Raw genomic sequence first — 19,076 nt, forward strand, 5'->3', positions numbered from 1 at the left:
GGGAATGGTCTAGGCACCCTTCCAGTCGAACGTGGGAGGCGGGGATGATCCCTGCCGTCTCAACCACGGTTCGGGAACTGTAAATTAGGGAGTCCCGGATATGGCCAAAAAAGTAGTTGGCTACATCAAACTGCAGATTCCGGCTGGCAAGGCCAACCCGTCTCCGCCGGTCGGTCCGGCGCTGGGTCAGCGCGGTCTGAACATCATGCAGTTCTGTAAGGAATTCAACGCAAAGACGCAGGGTCTTGAGCCGGGCATGCCGATCCCGGTCGTGATCACCGCCTATGCGGACCGTACCTTCACCTTCATCACGAAGACGCCGCCGAATACCTACTTCCTGCTTAAGGCAGCGAAGATCACCAAGGGTTCCCAGACGGTTGGTCGTGCGTCTGCCGTCGGGTCCGTGACGACATCCCAGCTGCGTGAGATTGCTGAGAAGAAGTTCCAGGACATGAACGCAAACGACATCGATGGTGCCGTGCGCATGCTGGCAGGCTCTGCCCGTTCCATCGGTCTTGATGTGGTGGAGGGCTGAGAACATGGCCAAGAACAAACGTATTGCCGCCCTGCGTGCCAAGGTTGACGGTGACAAGCTGTACTCCCTGAACGACGCCGTCGCTCTGGTGAAGAGCAACGCCACGGCCAAGTTCGACGAGACGGTCGAGTTTTCCATCGGTCTGGGTGTTGATCCCCGTCATGCTGACCAGATGGTCCGTGGCCTGATCTCCCTGCCGCACGGTACGGGCAAGACGCTGCGTGTCGGCGTGTTCGCCCGTGGCCCGAAGGCCGAGGAAGCTGCCGCCGCCGGTGCCGAGGTTGTCGGTGCGGAAGACCTGGCCGAGAAGGTGCAGGCTGGCGAGATCGAGTTCGACCGCTGCATTGCCACCCCGGACATGATGGCTCTGGTCGGACGTCTGGGCAAGATCCTTGGTCCGCGTGGCCTGATGCCGAACCCCCGTCTCGGTACCGTGACGATGGACGTCAAGGGAGCCATCGAGGCTGCCAAGTCCGGTCAGGTTGAATACCGTGCTGAGCGTGCCGGTATCGTTCACGCTGGCGTCGGTAAGGCTTCTTTCTCCGAGTCCCAGCTGGCCGAGAACGTGAAGGCTCTGGTGGATGCCCTCCAGAAGGCCCGTCCGTCCGGTGCAAAGGGTACTTATCTGAAAAAAGCTTCCCTTTCCTCCACGATGGGGGTAGGTGTGCGTGTTGATCTCTCCAGCTTCGAAGGCTGACTGACGGGAGATTGAGGAATCGCCATTCTCCGGAATGGTGCTGGAGCAGGTCTCCTGCTCCTTTTCCTGTCCTAGAACGCATGTGGAACGCCGTTCCTTAAAGCCTCCAGGGCGCAGGCGTGAGACGGGTGGAACGTATCATGTCCCTCCGGATGCGATGCGGTCTTCCTAACATGGACAGGCGAGCGGGTCCTGTTGTGCCTTCAGGTGGGGCAGGACCTATGGGTAACCTGGTCCGAGATGATCGGACTAACCGAGGAGACAAGGTTTTGGACCGTACGGAAAAACGGGCCTTTGTCGAGTCCCTCAGCAAAGTGTTCGGCAGCACGTCCATGGTTGTCGTCACCCAGAATCTGGGTCTGACGGTCGCCGATGCGACAGAGCTGCGTCGTAACATCCGCGCTGTGGGTGCGACATACAAGGTTGCGAAGAACCGGCTGGTCAGCCGTGCTCTGGATGGGACCCAGTTCGACGGCATTGCGCCGCTGCTCAAAGGCCCGACGGCCATTTCTTGGTCGGATGAGCCGGTTGGCGTGGCAAAGGTGCTGGTCGAGTTCGCCAAGAAGAATGACAAGCTGGTGGTACTTGGTGGTGCCCTTGGCAATCAGACCCTTACGGCTGATAGCGTCAAGGCACTGGCCTCCCTGCCATCTCTGGACGAGCTGCGTGCAAAGCTGGTGGGTATGATCAGTACCCCGGCAACCCGCATCGCAGGCGTCACCCAGGCTCCGGCTGGGCAGCTTGCTCGCGTTCTTGGTGCCTATGCCAGAACAGGCGACACGGAAGCCGCTTGATTAACGGGGTGGCCCGCATGAGCGACGCCGCCTGACATTTACGCATCTTAGAGGATATTATCATGGCCGATCTGGCAAAACTGGTTGACGAACTGTCCGCTCTTTCCGTTCTGGAAGCTGCCGAGCTGTCCAAGCTTCTCGAAGAGAAGTGGGGCGTTTCCGCTGCTGCTCCGGTTGCTGCTGTTGCTGCCGCTCCGGCTGCCGCTGGCGAAGCTGCCGCTGAGAAGACAGAGTTCGACGTCGTGCTGGCCAAGGCTGGCGACAAGAAGATCAACGTCATCAAGGAAATCCGCGGCATCACGGGCCTGGGCCTGAAGGAAGCCAAGGATCTCGTCGAGGGCGCACCGAAGACCATCAAGGAAGGTGCCACGAAGGACGAGGCCGAGAAGATCAAGAAGGCTCTGGAAGAGAACGGCGCTACAGTCGAAATCAAGTAAGAGTTTCATCCATGCGGTACCCCTCGGGGAGGCCGTTGGAGCGAGTGGGCGGGTGCTTCATGGTGCCCGCCCCATTTGCCGTTGACAGGGAAATTGCCTATAAGGGGCATTCCGTCATGCGTCATAGACAGGATTAAGCCAGCCGTTCAAGTCGTCTGATCTTCCATGGGGTTAGTGGGATGGTTGCATAGCGGACGACTTGAAGGTCTGGTTCAGAGGCAGGATAAGATGGCGATCACAAAATCGTTCACAGGGCGTAAGAGGATCCGCAAGAGCTTCGGGCGCATTCCCGAGATTGCGCCGATGCCTAATTTGATTGACGTGCAGCGGGCTTCCTATGAAGCTTTCCTGCAGATGAATGTTCGCCCCGACAGCCGGGAACCGGCTGGCCTTCAGGAGGTGTTCCGTTCAGTTTTTCCGATTCATGATTTCGCCGGCCGTGGTCGGCTGGACTTCCAGTATTATGAGTTCGAAGAACCGAAGTATGACGTGGAAGAATGCATCCAGCGTGGCCTGACCTATGCAGCCCCGCTGAAGGTCATCCTGCGTCTGACGACATGGGATATTGATGAGGACACGGGGACCCGCTCCATTCACGACCTGAAGGAGCAGCCGGTCTACATGGGCGACATGCCGCTCATGACCGACAATGGGACCTTCATCATCAATGGGACGGAGCGTGTCATCGTCTCCCAGATGCACCGCAGCCCCGGCGTGTTCTTCGACCATGACAAGGGCAAGACCCATTCCTCCGGGAAGTATCTTTTCGCTGCCCGCATCATCCCTTATCGTGGCTCCTGGCTCGATTTCGAGTTCGATGCCAAGGACATCATCCATGTCCGCATTGACCGCAAGCGCAAGCTGCCGGTCACCACGCTGCTCTATGCGCTGGAAGGTGAGAACTACCTCAAGGCCCGTGAAGCCAAGCTGGCCGAGGGTGGCGATGTCGACACGCTCGAGGTCACCGGCATGGATGAGGATGAGATCCTCTCCACTTTCTACGAGGTCGTGCCGTTCACCCGCACGGGGAGCGAGTGGGCCCGTCCGTTCGAGCCGGATGCCTTCCGTGGTCTGAAGCTGCTCAGCCCGCTGGTTGATGCTGACACCGGTGAGGTCATTGCCGATGCGGAGACCAAGCTGACGGCCCGTGTCGTCCGCAAGATCGCCGAGAAGACCCGTGTCGTGCAGGTTGGCCGTCTGGACATCCTCGGCCGTTTCGTTGCCCACGATCTCGTCAATGAGAAGACCGGTGAGATCTATGCCGAGGCTGGTGAGGAACTGACGGAAGAGAAGCTGGCCGAGCTGGAAGAGCTGGGCCTGAAGGAGCTTCCGCTTCTGGCCGTTGATGGCACGCATGGCCCGTGGATCCGCAACACCCTGATGGCGGACAAGAACACCACACGGGAAGAGGCACTGATCGACATCTACCGCATCATGCGTCCTGGCGAGCCGCCGACCCGTGAGACGGCAGAAGCCATGCTGCGTGGCCTGTTCTTCTCGCAGGACCGTTATGACCTGTCCGCCGTTGGTCGTGTGAAGATGAACATGCGGCTGGACGTGGACGTACCCGACACGCTGCGGACGCTGCGCAAGGAAGACATCCTGCGGACGGTCAAGATCCTCTGCGACCTGAAGGATGGTCGTGGCCAGGTCGATGACATCGACAACCTTGGCAACCGTCGTGTCCGTTCCGTCGGCGAGCTGATGGAGAACCAGTACCGGATCGGCCTGCTCCGCATGGAGCGTGCCATCCGTGAGCGCATGGGGTCCGTCGACATCGACACGGTCATGCCGCATGACCTGATCAACGCCAAGCCTGCCGCTGCTGCCGTGCGTGAGTTCTTCGGTTCTTCCCAGCTCAGCCAGTTCATGGATCAGACCAACCCGCTCTCCGAGGTGACACATAAACGTCGCCTGTCGGCCCTTGGTCCGGGCGGTCTGACCCGTGAGCGTGCAGGCTTTGAGGTCCGTGACGTTCATCCGACCCATTATGGCCGCATCTGCCCGATCGAGACGCCGGAAGGACCGAACATCGGTCTGATCAACTCCTTGGCCACCTACGCCAAGGTGAACAAGTACGGCTTCATCGAGACACCGTATCGTCTGGTGAAGGATGGTGTCTTCCAGGATGGCTGGAAGTATCTCTCCGCCATGGAGGAAGAACGCCTTCTGGTGGCGCAGGCTGATGCCAAGCAGAGCGACAACCGCCTGACGGATGAGCTGGTGGCCGTCCGCCAGACTGGTGACTTCCGCCTCGTGCCGCCGGAGCAGGTGACTGCCTGTGACGTGTCGCCGAAGCAGCTGGTCTCCGTGGCTGCCGCACTCATCCCGTTCCTGGAAAACGACGATGCCAACCGTGCGCTGATGGGTTCCAACATGCAGCGTCAGGCCGTGCCGCTGGTGAAGGCTGATGCCCCGCTGGTCGGTACCGGCATGGAAGGCCCCGTGGCGCATGACTCCGGTGCAACCATCATCGCCAAGCGTGGTGGTGTGGTGGACCAGCTGGATGGTGCCCGTATCGTGATCCGTGCGACGGACGAGCAAGGGGCTACCCAGGGCGTGGACATCTACCGTCTGCGCAAATACATGCGTTCCAACCAGTCCACCTGCCTCAACCAGCGTCCGCTGGTGAAGGTTGGTGATCTGGTCGCTGCCGGTGACATCATTGCTGATGGCCCGTCCACCGAGCTGGGCGAGCTGGCTCTGGGCCGTAACGTGCTCGTGGCCTTCGTGCCGTGGAACGGGTACAACTTCGAGGACTCCATCCTGATCTCCGAGCGTATCGCCCGGGATGACATCTTCACTTCAATCCATATTGAAGAGTTCGAGGTCATGGCCCGTGATACCAAGCTGGGTCAGGAAGAAATCACCCGTGACATCCCGAATGTCGGTGAGGAAGCGCTGCGGAACCTCGATGAGGCTGGCATTGTCTATGTCGGTGCTGAGGTCAATCCGGGTGATATCCTGATCGGCAAGGTGACGCCGAAGGGCGAAAGCCCGATGACGCCGGAAGAGAAGCTTCTGCGTGCCATCTTCGGTGAAAAGGCCTCTGATGTACGTGATACCTCCCTCAAGCTGCCTCCGGGCACGAGCGGAACGGTGGTTGATGTCCGTGTCTTCTCCCGCCGTGGTGTGGACAAGGACGAGCGTGCCATGGCCATCGAGCGGGCCGAGATCGAGCGTCTGGCCAAGGACCGTGATGACGAGCGTGCCATCCAGGAGCGCAGCTTCTACAACCGTCTCAAGGAGCGTCTGGTCGGGCAGGAAGCTGCCGCAGGCTTCAAGGGCGTGCGGGCTGGTACACCGATCACGGCCGAGCTGCTGGGTGAGCATCCCCGTGTGACGTGGCGTAACATTCCTGTTGCCGACGTGGCCGTCATGGCCGAGCTGGAAACGCTGTGCCGTGAGTTTGATGGTGCCATCAAGCGCATCAACAACCGCTTCGACAACAAGGTCGAGAAGCTCCAGCGTGGTGACGAGCTGCCGCCGGGTGTGATGAAGATGGTCAAGGTCTTCATCGCCGTGAAGCGCAAGCTTCAGCCGGGTGACAAGATGGCTGGCCGTCACGGCAACAAGGGTGTGGTTTCCCGTGTTGTTCCTGTCGAGGACATGCCGTTCCTCGAGAATGGTCAGCCGGTTGACCTGCTGCTGAATCCTCTGGGCGTGCCGTCCCGCATGAATGTGGGACAGATTCTGGAGACGCATCTGGGCTGGGCCTGTGCCAATATCGGCCAGAGCATCGGTGCGATGGTTGATGAATATCAGCGCACGGGTGAGCGTCGGCAGGAGCTGCTGGACCGTCTGAAAGATGTCTATGGTGAGAAGATCTTCAACGAAGACATCGCCACGATGGACAACGATCAGCTGATCGAGCTGGCCAACAACCTGCGCAAGGGCGTGCCGATCGCAACTCCGGTGTTCGATGGTGCCTCCATCCCGGACATCGAGGAGATGCTGAAGAAAGCCGGTGTCAGCGAGAGTGGTCAGTCCCAGCTGATCGACGGGCGTACGGGTGAGAAGTTCGAGCGTCAGTCCACGGTGGGCTACATCTACATGCTGAAGCTGCATCACCTTGTTGATGACAAGATTCATGCTCGCTCGATCGGTCCTTACTCGCTGGTCACCCAGCAGCCGCTTGGTGGTAAGGCCCAGTTCGGTGGTCAGCGTTTCGGTGAGATGGAGGTCTGGGCACTGGAGGCTTACGGTGCCGCCTACACGCTTCAGGAAATGCTGACGGTGAAGTCGGACGATGTGTCCGGCCGTACGAAGGTGTATGAGGCGATCGTTCGTGAGCAGGACGACTTTGAGGCTGGCATTCCAGAGAGCTTCAACGTTCTGGTGAAGGAACTGAAGTCGCTTGGTCTGAATGTCGAACTTGAGCAGGGAGGGCTGTGAGGGCAGTGCTTTCCGCTTCTTCTTCATTGTTCATGTTTAACGTGCCGGCGGGACGCCGCCCGGCACAGTGGGGTTTCGGCAAATGAACGAACTCATGAAGATTCTGGGTCAGTCTGGTCAGTCAGGCACGTTTGACCAGATCCGCATCCAGCTCGCCTCCAGCGAGCAGATCCGCTCGTGGTCCTATGGCGAGATCAAAAAACCGGAGACGATCAACTACCGTACCTTCAAGCCGGAGCGTGACGGGCTGTTCTGTGCCCGGATTTTTGGTCCGACCAAGGATTACGAGTGCCTCTGCGGCAAGTACAAGCGGATGAAGTTCCGTGGGATCGTCTGTGAGAAGTGCGGTGTTGAGGTGACGCTGGCCAAGGTCCGCCGTGAGCGGATGGGCCATATCGACCTTGCCTCACCCGTCGCTCACATCTGGTTCCTTAAGTCCCTGCCGAGCCGCATCGCCACGATGCTCGACCTGCCGCTCAAGGATGTTGAGCCGGTCCTGTACTTCGAGAAGTTCCTGGTGCTCGACAAGGGCGTCTGTGAATCCGATCAGGTCGAATCCTACAAGCACGGCAAGCGTCGTGACCAGTATCTGCTGGATGAAATCCGCTGCGAAGAGCTGATGGATGAATTCGCTGATGATGGTCTGGATGTCGGTATTGGTGCCGAGGCCATCAAGCGTGCGCTGTCCAGCTATGACTGGGGCCTGCCGAACGCTCAGGAGGCCGAGCTGAGTCGTGCCGCTCGGGAGCGTGGCGAGCCTGATCCGTTCGACTACGACGCCGAGGTGATGGAAGGCGATTCGGAAAAGACGGTCATGCGCAAGAAGCTGCGTAAGGCGACATCCGAGGCGGCCCGCAAGAAGCTGGTCAAACGCCTCAAGATGGTCGAATCCTTCGTTGAGAGTGGTGCCCGTCCGGAATGGATGATCATGGACATCGTGCCCGTGATTCCGCCGGAGCTGCGTCCGCTCGTGCCGCTGGATGGTGGGCGTTTCGCCACCTCCGACCTGAATGACCTGTATCGCCGTGTCATCAACCGTAACAACCGTCTGAAGCGGCTGATCGAGCTGCGTGCGCCGGACATCATTGTCCGCAATGAAAAGCGCATGCTGCAGGAAGCCGTTGATGCGCTGTTCGACAATGGCCGCCGTGGCCGTGCCATCACCGGGGCCAACAAGCGTCCGCTGAAGTCCCTGTCCGACATGCTGAAGGGGAAACAGGGCCGCTTCCGTCAGAACCTGCTCGGCAAGCGTGTTGACTATTCCGGCCGATCCGTGATCGTGGTGGGGCCGGAGCTGAAGCTGCATCAGTGTGGTCTTCCCAAGAAGATGGCGCTGGAGCTGTTCAAGCCCTTTATTTATTCCAAGCTGGAGAAGTACGGGCACGCCACGACCATCAAGGCCGCAAAGCGGATGGTCGAGAAAGAGCGTCCGGAAGTCTGGGATATCCTCGAAGAGGTCATCCGTGAACATCCGGTGATGCTGAACCGTGCGCCGACCCTGCACCGTCTCGGCATCCAGGCATTCGAGCCGAGCCTTGTGGAAGGCAAGGCCATCCAGCTGCACCCGCTGGTCTGCACCGCCTTCAATGCGGACTTTGACGGTGACCAGATGGCCGTGCATGTGCCGCTTTCGCTGGAGGCCCAGCTGGAAGCCCGTGTGCTGATGATGTCCACCAACAACATTCTCAGCCCGGCCAATGGCAAGCCGATCATCGTGCCTTCCCAGGACATCGTGCTTGGCCTGTACTATCTGAGCCTCGAGGTGCCCGAGTACCGTCTGACTCCGGATGAGGCCGAGATCAAGGATGGCAAGGTCATCAAGGCGGCTCCGCCTGCCTATGCGGCCGTGGCCGAGATCGAGGCTGCCCTGCTTTCCGGTGCGCTGAAGCTGCATGACAAGATCCGCCTGCGTCTGGAGACACAGGATGAGGAAGGCAGGTCGGTGCGCCAGATGATCCTGACGACACCGGGCCGTGCCCTGATCGCCCAGATCCTGCCGAAGCATCCGGCCATTCCGTTCAGCCTGATCAATCGTCAGCTGACGAAGAAGCTGGTGTCCGACGTGATCGATACCGTGTATCGTCACTGCGGGCAGAAGGAGGCTGTCATCTTCTGTGACCGTCTCATGGCTCTTGGTTTCCGTCACGCCGCCAAGGCTGGCATCTCCTTCGGCAAGGACGACATGATCGTCCCGGCCGAGAAGACCACTCTGGTCAACAAGACCACCGAGGAGGTGAAGGAGTTCGAGCAGCAGTATCAGGAAGGTCTGATCACCGCTGGTGAGCGTTACAACAAGGTGGTGGATGCCTGGTCCCGCTGTACGGATGAGGTGCAGGCGGCCATGCTCAAGGAGATCTCCAAGCAGGTCCCGGGCAAGCCGACAAACTCCGTCTGGATGATGAGCCATTCCGGGGCCCGTGGGTCACCGGCCCAGATGAAGCAGCTTGCCGGTATGCGTGGTCTGATGGTGAAGCCGTCCGGTGAGATCATCGAGCAGCCGATCGTGGCCAACTTTAAGGAAGGTCTGTCGGTTCTTGATTACTTCACGTCCAGTCACGGTGCCCGCAAGGGTCTTGCTGACACTGCCCTGAAGACGGCCAATTCTGGTTATCTGACACGGCGTCTGGTTGACGTGGCGCAGGACTGCATCATCACCGAAAGTGACTGTGGCAGCGAGCGTGGTCTTGTCGTCCGTGCGGTGACGGACAGTGGTGAGGTCGTGGCCTCCCTGGCAGAGCGTGCCCTAGGGCGGACACTGTCTCAGGACGTGTTCCACCCGATGACGGGTGAGAAGCTGCTGGAGCGCAACCATCTGCTGGAAGAAGCCGACGTGGAAATGCTCGAAGGGGCCGGGATCGAGGCGGTCGAGATCCGCTCCGTCCTGACCTGTGACAGCAAGGCAGGCATCTGCGCCCACTGCTATGGCCGTGATCTGGCCCGTGGTACGCCGGTCAACATCGGTGAGGCCGTTGGCGTGATCGCTGCCCAGTCCATCGGTGAGCCGGGCACGCAGCTGACGATGCGTACCTTCCACATCGGTGGTGCGGCGACCCGTGGTGCCGAGCAGTCCATGGTCGAGGCCTTCCGTGACGGCAAGGTGACCATCCGCAACCGTAACGTCGTCCAGAATTCCCAGAACGTTCCTGTGGTCATGTCCCGGAACTGTGAGATTCTGCTGATCGACGAGACCGGGGCGGAGAAGGCCCGCTACCGTGTGCCCTATGGTGCCCGTCTGATGGTCTCCGAAGGTCAGGAGGTCAAGCGTGGTGACAAGATGGCGGAGTGGGATCCGTACACCCTGCCGATCATCACCGAGCAGTCCGGTACGGTCGAGTATCAGGACCTGATCGACAGCATCACGCTTGTCGAACGGGTTGACGAGGTGACCGGCCTGACGTCCCGTGTCGTCGTGGACTACAAGCAGGCCACCAAGGGTGTCGACCTGCGCCCCCGCCTCCAGCTGAAGGATGCGGATGGCAATGTGGTCCGTCTCGCCAATGGCAACGAGGCCCGCTACTTCCTGTCTCCTGACAGTATTCTGTCCGTGGAGAACGGAGCGGTGGTCCATGCTGGTGACGTGCTGGCCCGTATTCCGCGTGAGGGCTCCAAGACCCGTGACATTACCGGCGGTCTGCCACGTGTGGCCGAGCTGTTCGAGGCCCGCCGTCCGAAGGACCATGCGATCATTGCCGAAGGTGATGGCCGCATCGAGTTTGGCAAGGATTACAAGTCGAAGCGTTGTGTCATCGTGCATAATGACGAGACGGGCGAACGGACGGATTACCTCATCCCCAAGGGCAAGCACATTTCCGTGCAGGAAGGTGACTTCGTTCAGAAGGGTGACCCGCTGGTGGATGGTCCCCGCGTGCCGCATGACATCCTCAAGGTCATGGGCATGGAGGCACTGTCCGACTATCTGGTCAATGAGATCCAGGACGTCTACCGCCTGCAGGGCGTGAAGATCAACGACAAGCATATTGAAGTGATCGTCCGCCAGATGCTGCAGAAGGTTGAGGTGCTGGAGCCGGGTGATTCCACCTATCTCATCGGTGAGACCGTGGACCGGCTGGAGTTCGAGCGGGACAACAGGGCACTTCTGGAGCAGGGGCGTGAGCCGGCCAAGGCCATGCCGATCCTTCAGGGTATCACCAAGGCCTCCCTGCAGACGCAGTCCTTCATCTCTGCGGCCTCCTTCCAAGAGACCACGCGCGTGCTTACGGATGCCGCCACGTCGGGCAGAATCGACACGCTTGGTGGCCTGAAGGAGAACGTTATCGTGGGCCGTCTCATCCCGGCAGGGACGGGGGGTGCCATGCGGCGTCTGCGCAATATTGCGGCAGGCCAGTCTCCGGTCAGGCTCGCCAAGGGCACGGCCGAGGTGGAGGACGCCGCAGAATAAGGAAATTCTGGTGGTCAGGCCTCCCTGCACGGGCAGGGAGGCTTGACTCTGGAGCCAAGCCCACTTAGGGTCCGCGGCTTAGACAGTTCCCCCTCGTTAAGGTGAAGGAATCGTCCCAGAATAAAAAATAGCATCTGGTACTACTTTTGTTTCTCAGAAAAAAAGGTTAAGTCCAGAGGCAAGTAGCTTTGGAGGAGGGAAGATTCTTTCCTTTCTTCTGTGCAATCGTGCGAAGACAGGCGGTTCAGCCGCATGTCGGTTAGAACGGAATGTCGTGGCGGGGCCGGGCCCCGTCAGCATATGGACAAGGATTGGGAAGGGCGCATGCCGACCATCAACCAGTTGATCGCAAAGGGCCGGGAGCCGGCCGCAAAGCGGAACAAGGTTCCTGCCCTGCAGGGATGTCCGCAGAAGCGTGGTGTTTGCACACGTGTCTATACTGTAACGCCGAAGAAGCCGAACTCCGCCCTGCGTAAGGTCGCCAAGGTGCGCCTGACCAACGGGTATGAGGTCGTGAGCTATATTCCGGGTGAGGGACACAACCTCCAGGAGCATAGTGTTGTTCTGATCCGTGGTGGTCGCGTGAAGGATCTTCCCGGTGTGCGTTACCACATTCTTCGTGGTGTGCTGGATACGCAGGGTATCGCAAAACGCCGTCAGCGCCGTTCGCTGTATGGCGCAAAGCGGCCGAAATAAGGGGTATTTGGAATGAGTCGCCGTCATCGCGCTGTAAAGCGTGAGATCCTTCCCGATCCAAAATTCGGAGATGCCGTCATCACGCGTTTCATGAACGCACTGATGTATGATGGCAAGAAATCCACTGCCGAGCGCATCGTTTACGGAGCACTGGAAGTGCTGCGCAAGCGTGGCGGGTCCTCTGCCGACCCGGTGGCCATGTTCCACTCGGCACTGGATAACGTGAAGCCGGCTGTTGAGGTCCGTTCCCGCCGTGTTGGTGGTGCGACCTATCAGGTTCCGGTAGAGGTTCGTGCAGAACGCCGTCAGGCACTGGCTATCCGCTGGCTGATCGAGGCGTCCCGCAAGCGTGGTGAGAACACCATGCAGGACCGTCTTTCCAATGAGTTGATGGACGCGGTGAACAACCGTGGCGCAGCCGTCAAGAAACGGGAAGACACGCACCGTATGGCTGAAGCCAACAAGGCATTCAGCCATTATCGCTGGTAATCTTACCAGTAATAGGGCTTCTGGCCACTGTCCGGGTTTCCGGGTGGCCAGCATGAAGTTTCAGTCATACCTCTGGCCCCTGTGGGTCAGGGTTTTGGAGAGAGACGATGGCAAAGGCTAAATTTGAGCGTACAAAGCCGCATGTTAACATCGGCACGATTGGTCACGTTGACCATGGCAAGACCACGCTGACGGCTGCAATCACAAAGACACTGGCCGAGACCGGTGGTGCAACCTTCAGTGCCTACGACCAGATCGACAAGGCTCCTGAAGAGCGCGCTCGTGGTATCACGATTTCCACGGCACACGTTGAGTACGAGACGGAAAACCGTCACTACGCCCACGTGGACTGCCCCGGCCACGCCGACTACGTGAAGAACATGATCACCGGTGCCGCCCAGATGGATGGTGCCATCCTGGTCGTGTCCGCCGCTGACGGTCCGATGCCGCAGACCCGTGAGCACATCCTTCTGGCCCGTCAGGTCGGTGTGCCGGCTCTGGTGGTCTTCCTGAACAAGGTTGACCAGGTTGACGATCCGGAGCTGCTGGAGCTGGTGGAGATGGAAGTCCGTGAGCTTCTGTCCTCCTACGACTTCCCTGGCGACGATATCCCCATCGTCAAGGGTTCCGCCCTGGCAGTTCTGGAAGATGGCAACCCGGCACAGGGCAAGGAAGCCATCCTTGAGCTGATGAAGGCTGTTGACAGCTACATCCCGCAGCCGGAGCGTCCGGTTGACCGTCCGTTCCTGATGCCGATCGAGGACGTGTTCTCCATCTCCGGTCGTGGTACAGTTGTGACCGGCCGTGTCGAGCGTGGTGAAGTCAACGTTGGTGACGAAGTCGAGATCGTTGGTCTGCGTGCCACCGTCAAGACGACGGTCACGGGCGTCGAGATGTTCCGTAAGCTGCTGGATCGTGGTGAGGCCGGTGACAACATCGGTGCCCTGCTGCGTGGTACGAAGCGTGAAGATGTTGAGCGTGGTCAGGTTCTGGCAAAGCCGGGCACCATCACCCCGCACAGCAAGTTCAAGGCTGAGGCCTACATCCTGACGAAGGAAGAGGGTGGCCGTCACACGCCGTTCTTCACCAACTATCGTCCGCAGTTCTACTTCCGTACGACGGACGTGACCGGTGTCGTGACCCTGCCGGAAGGCACCGAGATGGTGATGCCGGGTGATAACGCTACCATGGATGTCGAGCTGATTGCTCCGATCGCCATGGACGAAGGTCTCCGCTTCGCTATTCGCGAGGGTGGCCGTACAGTGGGTGCCGGCGTGGTGGCTTCCATCACCGCCTAAGTCCCTGCTGACTTCGGAATGTGGTGCCCCGGTCGGATTTTTTTCGGCCGGGGTTCCATTTCTAGGAGAAATGCAGTAGGACGGCATCCGGTTTATTAAGGATGAAGTGAAATCATGGACGACCAGAACATCCGCATTCGCCTCAAAGCGTATGATCATCGCGTGCTGGACAACAGCACGAAAGAGATCGTCAATACGGCGAAGCGTACGGGTGCGCGGGTTCGGGGCCCCATCCCCCTGCCGACGCATATTGCCCGGTTTACTGTGAATCGTTCACCGCATGTGGATAAGAAGAGCCGCGAGCAGTTCGAGATGAGAACGCACCGCCGGCTGCTCGACATTGTCGAGCCGACCCCGCAGACCGTGGACGCCCTCATGAAGCTCGACCTCGCCGCTGGCGTTGATGTCGAGATTAAACTCTAAGGTCCAGACGATGCGTACCGGATTGATTGCAAAAAAGCTGGGGATGACCCGGCTCTTTAAAGAAGACGGCACACATGTGCCGGTGACGGTGCTGCACCTTGACGATGTCGAGGTTGTGGATGCCCGTACACAGGAGCGTGACGGCTATACGGCTGTCCAGCTGGGTATGGGGGCTGCAAAGGCCAAGCACGTCACGAAAGCGAACCGTGGGCATTTTGCCCGTGTGAAGGTTGAGCCCAAGAAGAAGCTGGCCGAGTTCCGTGTGGCAGAGGATGCCGTGCTGGAGCCGGGGACAAAACTTTCCGCCGCCCATTTCGTGGTGGGGCAGAAGGTGGACGTCACGGGCCGCAGCAAGGGTAAAGGTTTTGCTGGTGTCATGAAGCGCCACAACTTTGCCGGTCTTGAAGCGACACACGGCGTGTCCATCAGTCACCGTTCTCACGGCTCCACAGGTCAGCGTCAGGATCCTGGCAAGGTCTTCAAGGGCAAGAAGATGGCTGGTCACCTTGGTGACAAGCGCGTGACAACACAAAACCTCGAAATTGCCGCTGTGGATGAAGAGCGTAACCTGATCATGGTGCGCGGTGCCATCCCAGGTGCCAAGAACAGTGTCGTTCTGGTTCGCGATGCAATCAAGAAGGCCCGTAATGCGGACGCGCCATATCCGGCAGCGACCGTTGAGGCCGCCGGGTGAGGGATATGGAATACGATATCAAAACCCTCGAAAACGGAAGTGACGGCAAAGTCGCACTGCCGGAAGAGATTTTCGGGATTGTTCCCCGTAAAGACATCATGGCCCGCGTCGTCAGCTGGCAGCTTGCCAAGCGTCGCGCCGGTACACACGCAACAAAGGGCAGGGGTGTCGTTTCTGGCACGACCAAGAAGCCGTACCGTCAGAAGGGAACAGGGTCTGCCCGTCAGGGGTCCCTGCGTGCACCGCAGTTCCGCACTGGTGGCGTCGTGCATGGCCCGGTCGTGCGTGACCACGGTTTCGACCTTCCCAAGAAGGTGCGCCGTCTCGGCCTGCGTTCCGCAGTGTCCCAGAAGGCTGCCGAAGGCAAGCTGATCATTCTGAAGGACCTGTCCGGTGTCGAGAAGACCCGTGACGCTGCGGTCCGTTTGAAGGCTCTTGGCTGCTCTTCTGCTCTGATCGTGGACAAGGTGGCTGACCAGCCGTTTGCCCGTGCGATCGCCAACCTGCCGAAGATCGATCTCCTGCCCACGATCGGGGCAAACGTATATGATATTCTCAAGCATGATGTGCTGGTGATTACCCACGCTGCTCTTGAGGGTCTCAAGGAGCGTCTGGCATGACAACGAAAACAGTTCTGAATGCACGCAAGGCGGCTGCTGGCCTGTCTCAGGAAGCTCTGTTTGATGTGCTGCGTGCGCCGCTGATCACTGAAAAGGCAACCCTGCTCTCCGAGAAGAATCAGGTTGTGTTCAAGGTGGCTCTGGAAGCGACGAAGCCGCAGATCAAGGTCGCTGTCGAAAAGCTTTTCAACGTGAAGGTGGCTGGCGTCAGCACCCTGATCCAGAAGGGCAAGACGAAGCGCGTCAAAGGTCGTCCAGGTCGCCGTTCTGACATCAAGAAGGCGTATGTCCAGCTTGCTGAAGGTCAGTCCATTGACCTGACAGCGAAGCTTGGTTGACGCGCGGGGTAAGATACCATGGCATTGAAGCACTTTAATCCCACGACACCAAGCACTCGTGGTACCGTGCTGATTGACCGGAGCGAGCTCTGGAAGGGCAAGCCCGTCAAGCAGCTTACGGAAGGCAAGAACAAGACTGGTGGCCGTAACAACTACGGGCGTACGACCGTGCGCTTCCGTGGTGGCGGGCACAAGCAGTCCTACCGTTATGTTGATTTCAAGCGTCGCAAGTTTGATGTTGTTGGCACGGTCGAGCGTCTGGAATATGACCCGAACCGTACGGCCTTCATCGCACTGGTCCGCTACGAGGATGGCGAACTGGCCTACATCCTGGCTCCGCAGCGCGTGAAGGCTGGCGACCGTGTGGTTGCGGCCCATCATGCCGACGTCCGTCCGGGTAACGCCATGCCGCTGGCCTCCATGCCGGTCGGTACGATCATCCACAACATCGAGCTGAAGCCCGGTGCCGGTGGCAAGCTGGCCCGTTCTGCTGGCAACTATGCCCAGCTCGTTGGCAAGGATGCCGGCTACGCACAGATCAAGCTGCAGTCCGGTGAGCTGCGCATCGTGCGTGCTGAGTGCATGGCGACTGTTGGTGCGGTTTCCAACCCGGACAACATGAACCAGCATTTCGGTAAGGCAGGTCGCCGTCGCTGGATGGGTCGCCGTCCGCACAACCGTGGTGTGGTTATGAACCCTGTCGACCATCCGCATGGTGGTGGTGAGGGCCGTACCTCTGGTGGACGTCATCCCGTCACGCCGTGGGGTGTGCCGACCAAGGGCTACAAGACCCGTACCAACAAGAAGACGGACAGCCTGATTATCCGTCGTCGTAAAACCGGCAAGTAAGAGAGGGGCATAGAAGATGGCACGTTCCGTCTGGAAAGGCCCGTTCGTCGACGGGTATCTGTTTGGCAAGGCTGAGAAGGCCCGTGCATCGGGTCGGAACGAGGTGATCAAGATCTGGTCCCGTCGTTCCACCATCCTGCCGCAGTTCGTCGGGCTGACGTTCGGCGTCTATAATGGTCAGAAGTTCCTGCCTGTGCAGGTTACGGAGCATATGGTCGGTCACAAGTTCGGTGAGTTCTCACCCACCCGTACTTATACCGGTCATGGTTCCGATAAGAAGTCGAAGCGAGGCTGAGCATGAGTAAGCCTAAGCATATCCGTACCTTGGCTGATACAGAGGCACAGGCTGTTGCCCGCAACATCCGTGTCAGCCCGCGCAAGCTGAACCTGGTTGCCGCTACGATCCGCAACCAGCCGGCTGGCAAGGCAATCGCTGCGCTGACGTTCTCCCGTCGCCGCATTGCCCAGCAGGTCAAGAAGGCTCTTGAGAGTGCCGTGGCCAATGCAGAGAACAATCATCAGCTTGATGTTGACAAGCTGGTGGTGAAGACTGCTGAGGTTGGCAAGTCGATCGTGATGAAACGCTTCCATGCACGTGGCCGTGGCCGTTCTGCTCGTGTCGAGAAGTTTTTCAGCCACCTGAAGATTGTTGTTGCCGAGCGTGCCGAGGCTGAGGAAGCCCCGAAGGCTGGTAAGAACTCCAAAGAGCAGAAGGCAGCCTGATCTATGGGACATAAGGTTAATCCGATCGGGCTTCGGCTCGGTGTCAATCGTACATGGGATAGCCGCTGGTACGCAGGTGGGGACTATGCCCGCCTGCTCCACGAGGACCTGAAACTTCGTGCTTTCCTGCGCAAGAAGCTTTCCGGTGCTGGTGTTTCCCGTGTGGTCATTGAGCGTCCGGCCAAGAAGCCCCGCGTGACGATCTATGCGGCACGCCCCGGTGTGATCATCGGCAAGAAGGGACAGGACATTGATGCCCTGCGCAAGACCCTCAGTGCCATGGCCAAGACCGATGTTGCCCTGAACATCGTCGAGATCCGTAAGCCGGAAATCGATGCGACTCTGGTTGCGGACAACATTGCCCAGCAGCTGGAACGTCGTGTTGCCTTCCGTCGGGCCATGAAGCGTTCCATCCAGTCTGCCATGCGTCTGGGTGCCCAGGGCATCCGCGTGACCTGCAGCGGACGTCTTGGTGGTGCCGAGATCGCTCGTGACGAGCAGTATCGTGAGGGTCGCGTACCGCTGCATACACTGCGTGCCGACATTGATTATGGGACTTCCACAGCGCACACCACTTACGGTTCCTGCGGCGTGAAGGTCTGGATCTTCAAGGGTGAGATCCTGGCTCACGACCCGATGGCTCAGGACCGTCGTGCTGCGGAGCAGGCTCCTCAGCGTTAAGAGGCGGGGGAGTTCCCCCGTCTTTTATCCGAGGTGCTTGATGTGAGGATAGAAAATCATGCTTTCTCCAAAGCGGACAAAGTTTCGTAAGGCCCACAAGGGCCGTATTCATGGGATGGCCAAGGGCGGTACGCAGCTGAACTTCGGTGCGTATGGCCTGAAGGCTCTGGAGCCGGAGCGTATCACGGCTCGTCAGATCGAGGCCTCCCGTCGTGCCATCACACGCGCCATGAAGCGTGCTGGTCGCGTCTGGATTCGGATTTTTCCGGATACTCCGGTCTCGACAAAGCCCGCAGAAGTGCGTATGGGTTCCGGTAAAGGTAACCCCGAATACTGGGCAGCCCGTGTGAAACCGGGCCGTATCCTCTTCGAGATCGAAGGGGTGCCGCCGGAGGTTGCCCGCTTGGCTCTTAGCCTGGCTGCTGCGAAGCTGCCGATCAAGACCAAGTTCATTCAGCGTATCGGGGAGGCTTGAGAATGGCTGAGACGACCTATAAGGTTGCTGAGCTGCGCACGAAGAGCGAGGACGAGCTGAAGGCTCTCCTGCTGGATCTGAAGCGTGAGCAGATCAACCAGCGTTTCTCTGCGGCCACAGGCCAGTCCGAGAACACCAGCCGTGTCAGGATCGTGCGTCGTGCTGTCGCCCGTATCAAGACACTGCTGACCCAGTCGAAGAACCGTGCGGGCGCAAAAACGTCCGCCGCCAAGTCCTGAGAGGAGACGGACGATGCCCAGGCGCGTCCTGACAGGGCGAGTGACGAGCGACAAGATGGACAAGACGGTGACCGTTCTTGTTGATCGTCGCGTGATGCACCCGCTCTACAAAAAGTTTATCCGCCGTTCCAAGAAGTATGCAGCGCATGATGATGCCAATGCATGCAAGGTTGGTGATGTGGTCCGCATCGTGGAATGCGCTCCCATCTCCAAGCGTAAGACATGGACGGTCGTTTCCCGTAATGGGGTTGATGTTGCCGAGGCAGCCTCGACTTCTGTCGGCGCATAAGGGGG

General features: G+C 59.3%; 20 protein-coding genes. All 20 read left to right on the top strand.

What is annotated here, in order from left to right; all coding sequences use genetic code 11:
* The first annotated feature begins 100 nt into the window (after nt 1–100).
* The 20 genes from rplK to rpsQ all read left to right on the top strand — a co-directional run bounded on the left by rplK (nt 101) and on the right by rpsQ (nt 19,071).
* The gene (rplK, locus tag CPA56_RS06080; protein ID WP_182041130.1) at nt 101–535 is read left to right on the top strand and encodes a 50S ribosomal protein L11; all 435 of its coding nucleotides are present in this window, start codon (nt 101–103) and stop codon (nt 533–535) included.
* Between the two features lie 4 nt (nt 536–539).
* Nucleotides 540–1,232: a 50S ribosomal protein L1 gene (gene rplA / locus CPA56_RS06085; protein WP_182041131.1), complete on the top strand. Its 693-nt coding sequence runs from the start codon at nt 540–542 to the stop codon at nt 1,230–1,232.
* A 269-nt stretch (nt 1,233–1,501) separates the two neighbouring features.
* Nucleotides 1,502–2,026: a 50S ribosomal protein L10 gene (gene rplJ / locus CPA56_RS06090; RefSeq protein WP_182041132.1), complete on the top strand. Its 525-nt coding sequence runs from the start codon at nt 1,502–1,504 to the stop codon at nt 2,024–2,026.
* A 62-nt stretch (nt 2,027–2,088) separates the two neighbouring features.
* Nucleotides 2,089–2,463 carry a 50S ribosomal protein L7/L12 gene (gene rplL, locus CPA56_RS06095; RefSeq protein WP_182041133.1) on the top strand — a complete coding sequence of 125 codons (375 nt, stop codon included), beginning with the start codon at nt 2,089–2,091 and terminating at the stop codon, nt 2,461–2,463.
* Between the two features lie 228 nt (nt 2,464–2,691).
* Nucleotides 2,692–6,858, top strand: a complete 4,167-nt coding sequence (rpoB, locus tag CPA56_RS06100; protein ID WP_182041134.1) for a DNA-directed RNA polymerase subunit beta — start codon at nt 2,692–2,694, stop codon at nt 6,856–6,858.
* Between the two features lie 82 nt (nt 6,859–6,940).
* On the top strand, nt 6,941–11,257 hold the full coding sequence (rpoC, locus tag CPA56_RS06105; RefSeq protein ID WP_182041135.1) for a DNA-directed RNA polymerase subunit beta': 4,317 nt from the start codon (nt 6,941–6,943) through the stop codon (nt 11,255–11,257).
* 324 nt (nt 11,258–11,581) lie between these two features.
* Nucleotides 11,582–11,953, top strand: a complete 372-nt coding sequence (gene rpsL / locus CPA56_RS06110) for a 30S ribosomal protein S12 (RefSeq protein ID WP_023979007.1) — start codon at nt 11,582–11,584, stop codon at nt 11,951–11,953.
* 12 nt (nt 11,954–11,965) lie between these two features.
* Nucleotides 11,966–12,442, top strand: a complete 477-nt coding sequence (gene rpsG / locus CPA56_RS06115) for a 30S ribosomal protein S7 (protein ID WP_043557827.1) — start codon at nt 11,966–11,968, stop codon at nt 12,440–12,442.
* Between the two features lie 107 nt (nt 12,443–12,549).
* The gene (gene tuf, locus CPA56_RS06120; RefSeq protein WP_182041136.1) at nt 12,550–13,740 is read left to right on the top strand and encodes an elongation factor Tu; all 1,191 of its coding nucleotides are present in this window, start codon (nt 12,550–12,552) and stop codon (nt 13,738–13,740) included.
* A 114-nt stretch (nt 13,741–13,854) separates the two neighbouring features.
* Nucleotides 13,855–14,163 carry a 30S ribosomal protein S10 gene (gene rpsJ, locus CPA56_RS06125; protein ID WP_018980179.1) on the top strand — a complete coding sequence of 103 codons (309 nt, stop codon included), beginning with the start codon at nt 13,855–13,857 and terminating at the stop codon, nt 14,161–14,163.
* Nucleotides 14,164–14,173: 10 nt separating this feature from the next.
* Nucleotides 14,174–14,857 carry a 50S ribosomal protein L3 gene (rplC, locus tag CPA56_RS06130; RefSeq protein ID WP_182041137.1) on the top strand — a complete coding sequence of 228 codons (684 nt, stop codon included), beginning with the start codon at nt 14,174–14,176 and terminating at the stop codon, nt 14,855–14,857.
* A 5-nt stretch (nt 14,858–14,862) separates the two neighbouring features.
* Nucleotides 14,863–15,477: a 50S ribosomal protein L4 gene (rplD, locus tag CPA56_RS06135; protein ID WP_182041138.1), complete on the top strand. Its 615-nt coding sequence runs from the start codon at nt 14,863–14,865 to the stop codon at nt 15,475–15,477.
* A gap of 41 nt (nt 15,478–15,518) precedes the next feature.
* Complete coding sequence (locus tag CPA56_RS06140; RefSeq protein WP_182041221.1) at nt 15,519–15,815, top strand: 50S ribosomal protein L23; 297 nt, start codon at nt 15,519–15,521, stop codon at nt 15,813–15,815.
* 18 nt (nt 15,816–15,833) lie between these two features.
* Nucleotides 15,834–16,664, top strand: a complete 831-nt coding sequence (gene rplB / locus CPA56_RS06145) for a 50S ribosomal protein L2 (RefSeq protein ID WP_081562856.1) — start codon at nt 15,834–15,836, stop codon at nt 16,662–16,664.
* A 16-nt stretch (nt 16,665–16,680) separates the two neighbouring features.
* Nucleotides 16,681–16,959: a 30S ribosomal protein S19 gene (gene rpsS / locus CPA56_RS06150; RefSeq protein WP_043557836.1), complete on the top strand. Its 279-nt coding sequence runs from the start codon at nt 16,681–16,683 to the stop codon at nt 16,957–16,959.
* 2 nt (nt 16,960–16,961) lie between these two features.
* Complete coding sequence (gene rplV, locus CPA56_RS06155) at nt 16,962–17,387, top strand: 50S ribosomal protein L22 (protein ID WP_043557837.1); 426 nt, start codon at nt 16,962–16,964, stop codon at nt 17,385–17,387.
* 3 nt (nt 17,388–17,390) lie between these two features.
* Entirely contained in the window at nt 17,391–18,068 is a 678-nt protein-coding gene (gene rpsC, locus CPA56_RS06160) for a 30S ribosomal protein S3 (RefSeq protein ID WP_182041139.1), read from the top strand.
* A 58-nt stretch (nt 18,069–18,126) separates the two neighbouring features.
* A complete protein-coding gene (gene rplP, locus CPA56_RS06165) occupies nt 18,127–18,543 on the top strand; it encodes a 50S ribosomal protein L16 (protein WP_043557840.1) in 417 nt (138 codons plus the stop codon).
* A gap of 2 nt (nt 18,544–18,545) precedes the next feature.
* A complete protein-coding gene (rpmC, locus tag CPA56_RS06170; RefSeq protein ID WP_182041140.1) occupies nt 18,546–18,782 on the top strand; it encodes a 50S ribosomal protein L29 in 237 nt (78 codons plus the stop codon).
* A 13-nt stretch (nt 18,783–18,795) separates the two neighbouring features.
* Nucleotides 18,796–19,071: a 30S ribosomal protein S17 gene (gene rpsQ / locus CPA56_RS06175; RefSeq protein WP_182041141.1), complete on the top strand. Its 276-nt coding sequence runs from the start codon at nt 18,796–18,798 to the stop codon at nt 19,069–19,071.
* Nucleotides 19,072–19,076: the final 5 nt, after the last annotated feature.

Origin of the sequence: Bombella mellum (assembly GCF_014048465.1) — a bacterium.
In the GTDB taxonomy this organism is placed as follows: domain Bacteria; phylum Pseudomonadota; class Alphaproteobacteria; order Acetobacterales; family Acetobacteraceae; genus Bombella; species Bombella mellum.

What these genes read in the sequence shown, in the direction of transcription:
- rpmC (WP_182041140.1), top strand. Translation starts at nt 18,546, where the DNA reads ATGGCTGAGACGACCTATAAGGTTGCTGAGCTGCGCACGAAGAGCGAG.
- rplA (WP_182041131.1), top strand. Translation starts at nt 540, where the DNA reads ATGGCCAAGAACAAACGTATTGCCGCCCTGCGTGCCAAGGTTGACGGT.
- rplK (WP_182041130.1), top strand. Translation starts at nt 101, where the DNA reads ATGGCCAAAAAAGTAGTTGGCTACATCAAACTGCAGATTCCGGCTGGC.
- rplL (WP_182041133.1), top strand. Translation starts at nt 2,089, where the DNA reads ATGGCCGATCTGGCAAAACTGGTTGACGAACTGTCCGCTCTTTCCGTT.
- rplB (WP_081562856.1), top strand. Translation starts at nt 15,834, where the DNA reads ATGGCATTGAAGCACTTTAATCCCACGACACCAAGCACTCGTGGTACC.
- rpsQ (WP_182041141.1), top strand. Translation starts at nt 18,796, where the DNA reads ATGCCCAGGCGCGTCCTGACAGGGCGAGTGACGAGCGACAAGATGGAC.
- rpsJ (WP_018980179.1), top strand. Translation starts at nt 13,855, where the DNA reads ATGGACGACCAGAACATCCGCATTCGCCTCAAAGCGTATGATCATCGC.
- rpsL (WP_023979007.1), top strand. Translation starts at nt 11,582, where the DNA reads ATGCCGACCATCAACCAGTTGATCGCAAAGGGCCGGGAGCCGGCCGCA.
- rpoC (WP_182041135.1), top strand. Translation starts at nt 6,941, where the DNA reads ATGAACGAACTCATGAAGATTCTGGGTCAGTCTGGTCAGTCAGGCACG.
- rplD (WP_182041138.1), top strand. Translation starts at nt 14,863, where the DNA reads ATGGAATACGATATCAAAACCCTCGAAAACGGAAGTGACGGCAAAGTC.
- rpoB (WP_182041134.1), top strand. Translation starts at nt 2,692, where the DNA reads ATGGCGATCACAAAATCGTTCACAGGGCGTAAGAGGATCCGCAAGAGC.
- tuf (WP_182041136.1), top strand. Translation starts at nt 12,550, where the DNA reads ATGGCAAAGGCTAAATTTGAGCGTACAAAGCCGCATGTTAACATCGGC.
- rpsG (WP_043557827.1), top strand. Translation starts at nt 11,966, where the DNA reads ATGAGTCGCCGTCATCGCGCTGTAAAGCGTGAGATCCTTCCCGATCCA.
- rplV (WP_043557837.1), top strand. Translation starts at nt 16,962, where the DNA reads ATGAGTAAGCCTAAGCATATCCGTACCTTGGCTGATACAGAGGCACAG.
- rplP (WP_043557840.1), top strand. Translation starts at nt 18,127, where the DNA reads ATGCTTTCTCCAAAGCGGACAAAGTTTCGTAAGGCCCACAAGGGCCGT.
- rpsS (WP_043557836.1), top strand. Translation starts at nt 16,681, where the DNA reads ATGGCACGTTCCGTCTGGAAAGGCCCGTTCGTCGACGGGTATCTGTTT.
- rpsC (WP_182041139.1), top strand. Translation starts at nt 17,391, where the DNA reads ATGGGACATAAGGTTAATCCGATCGGGCTTCGGCTCGGTGTCAATCGT.
- rplC (WP_182041137.1), top strand. Translation starts at nt 14,174, where the DNA reads ATGCGTACCGGATTGATTGCAAAAAAGCTGGGGATGACCCGGCTCTTT.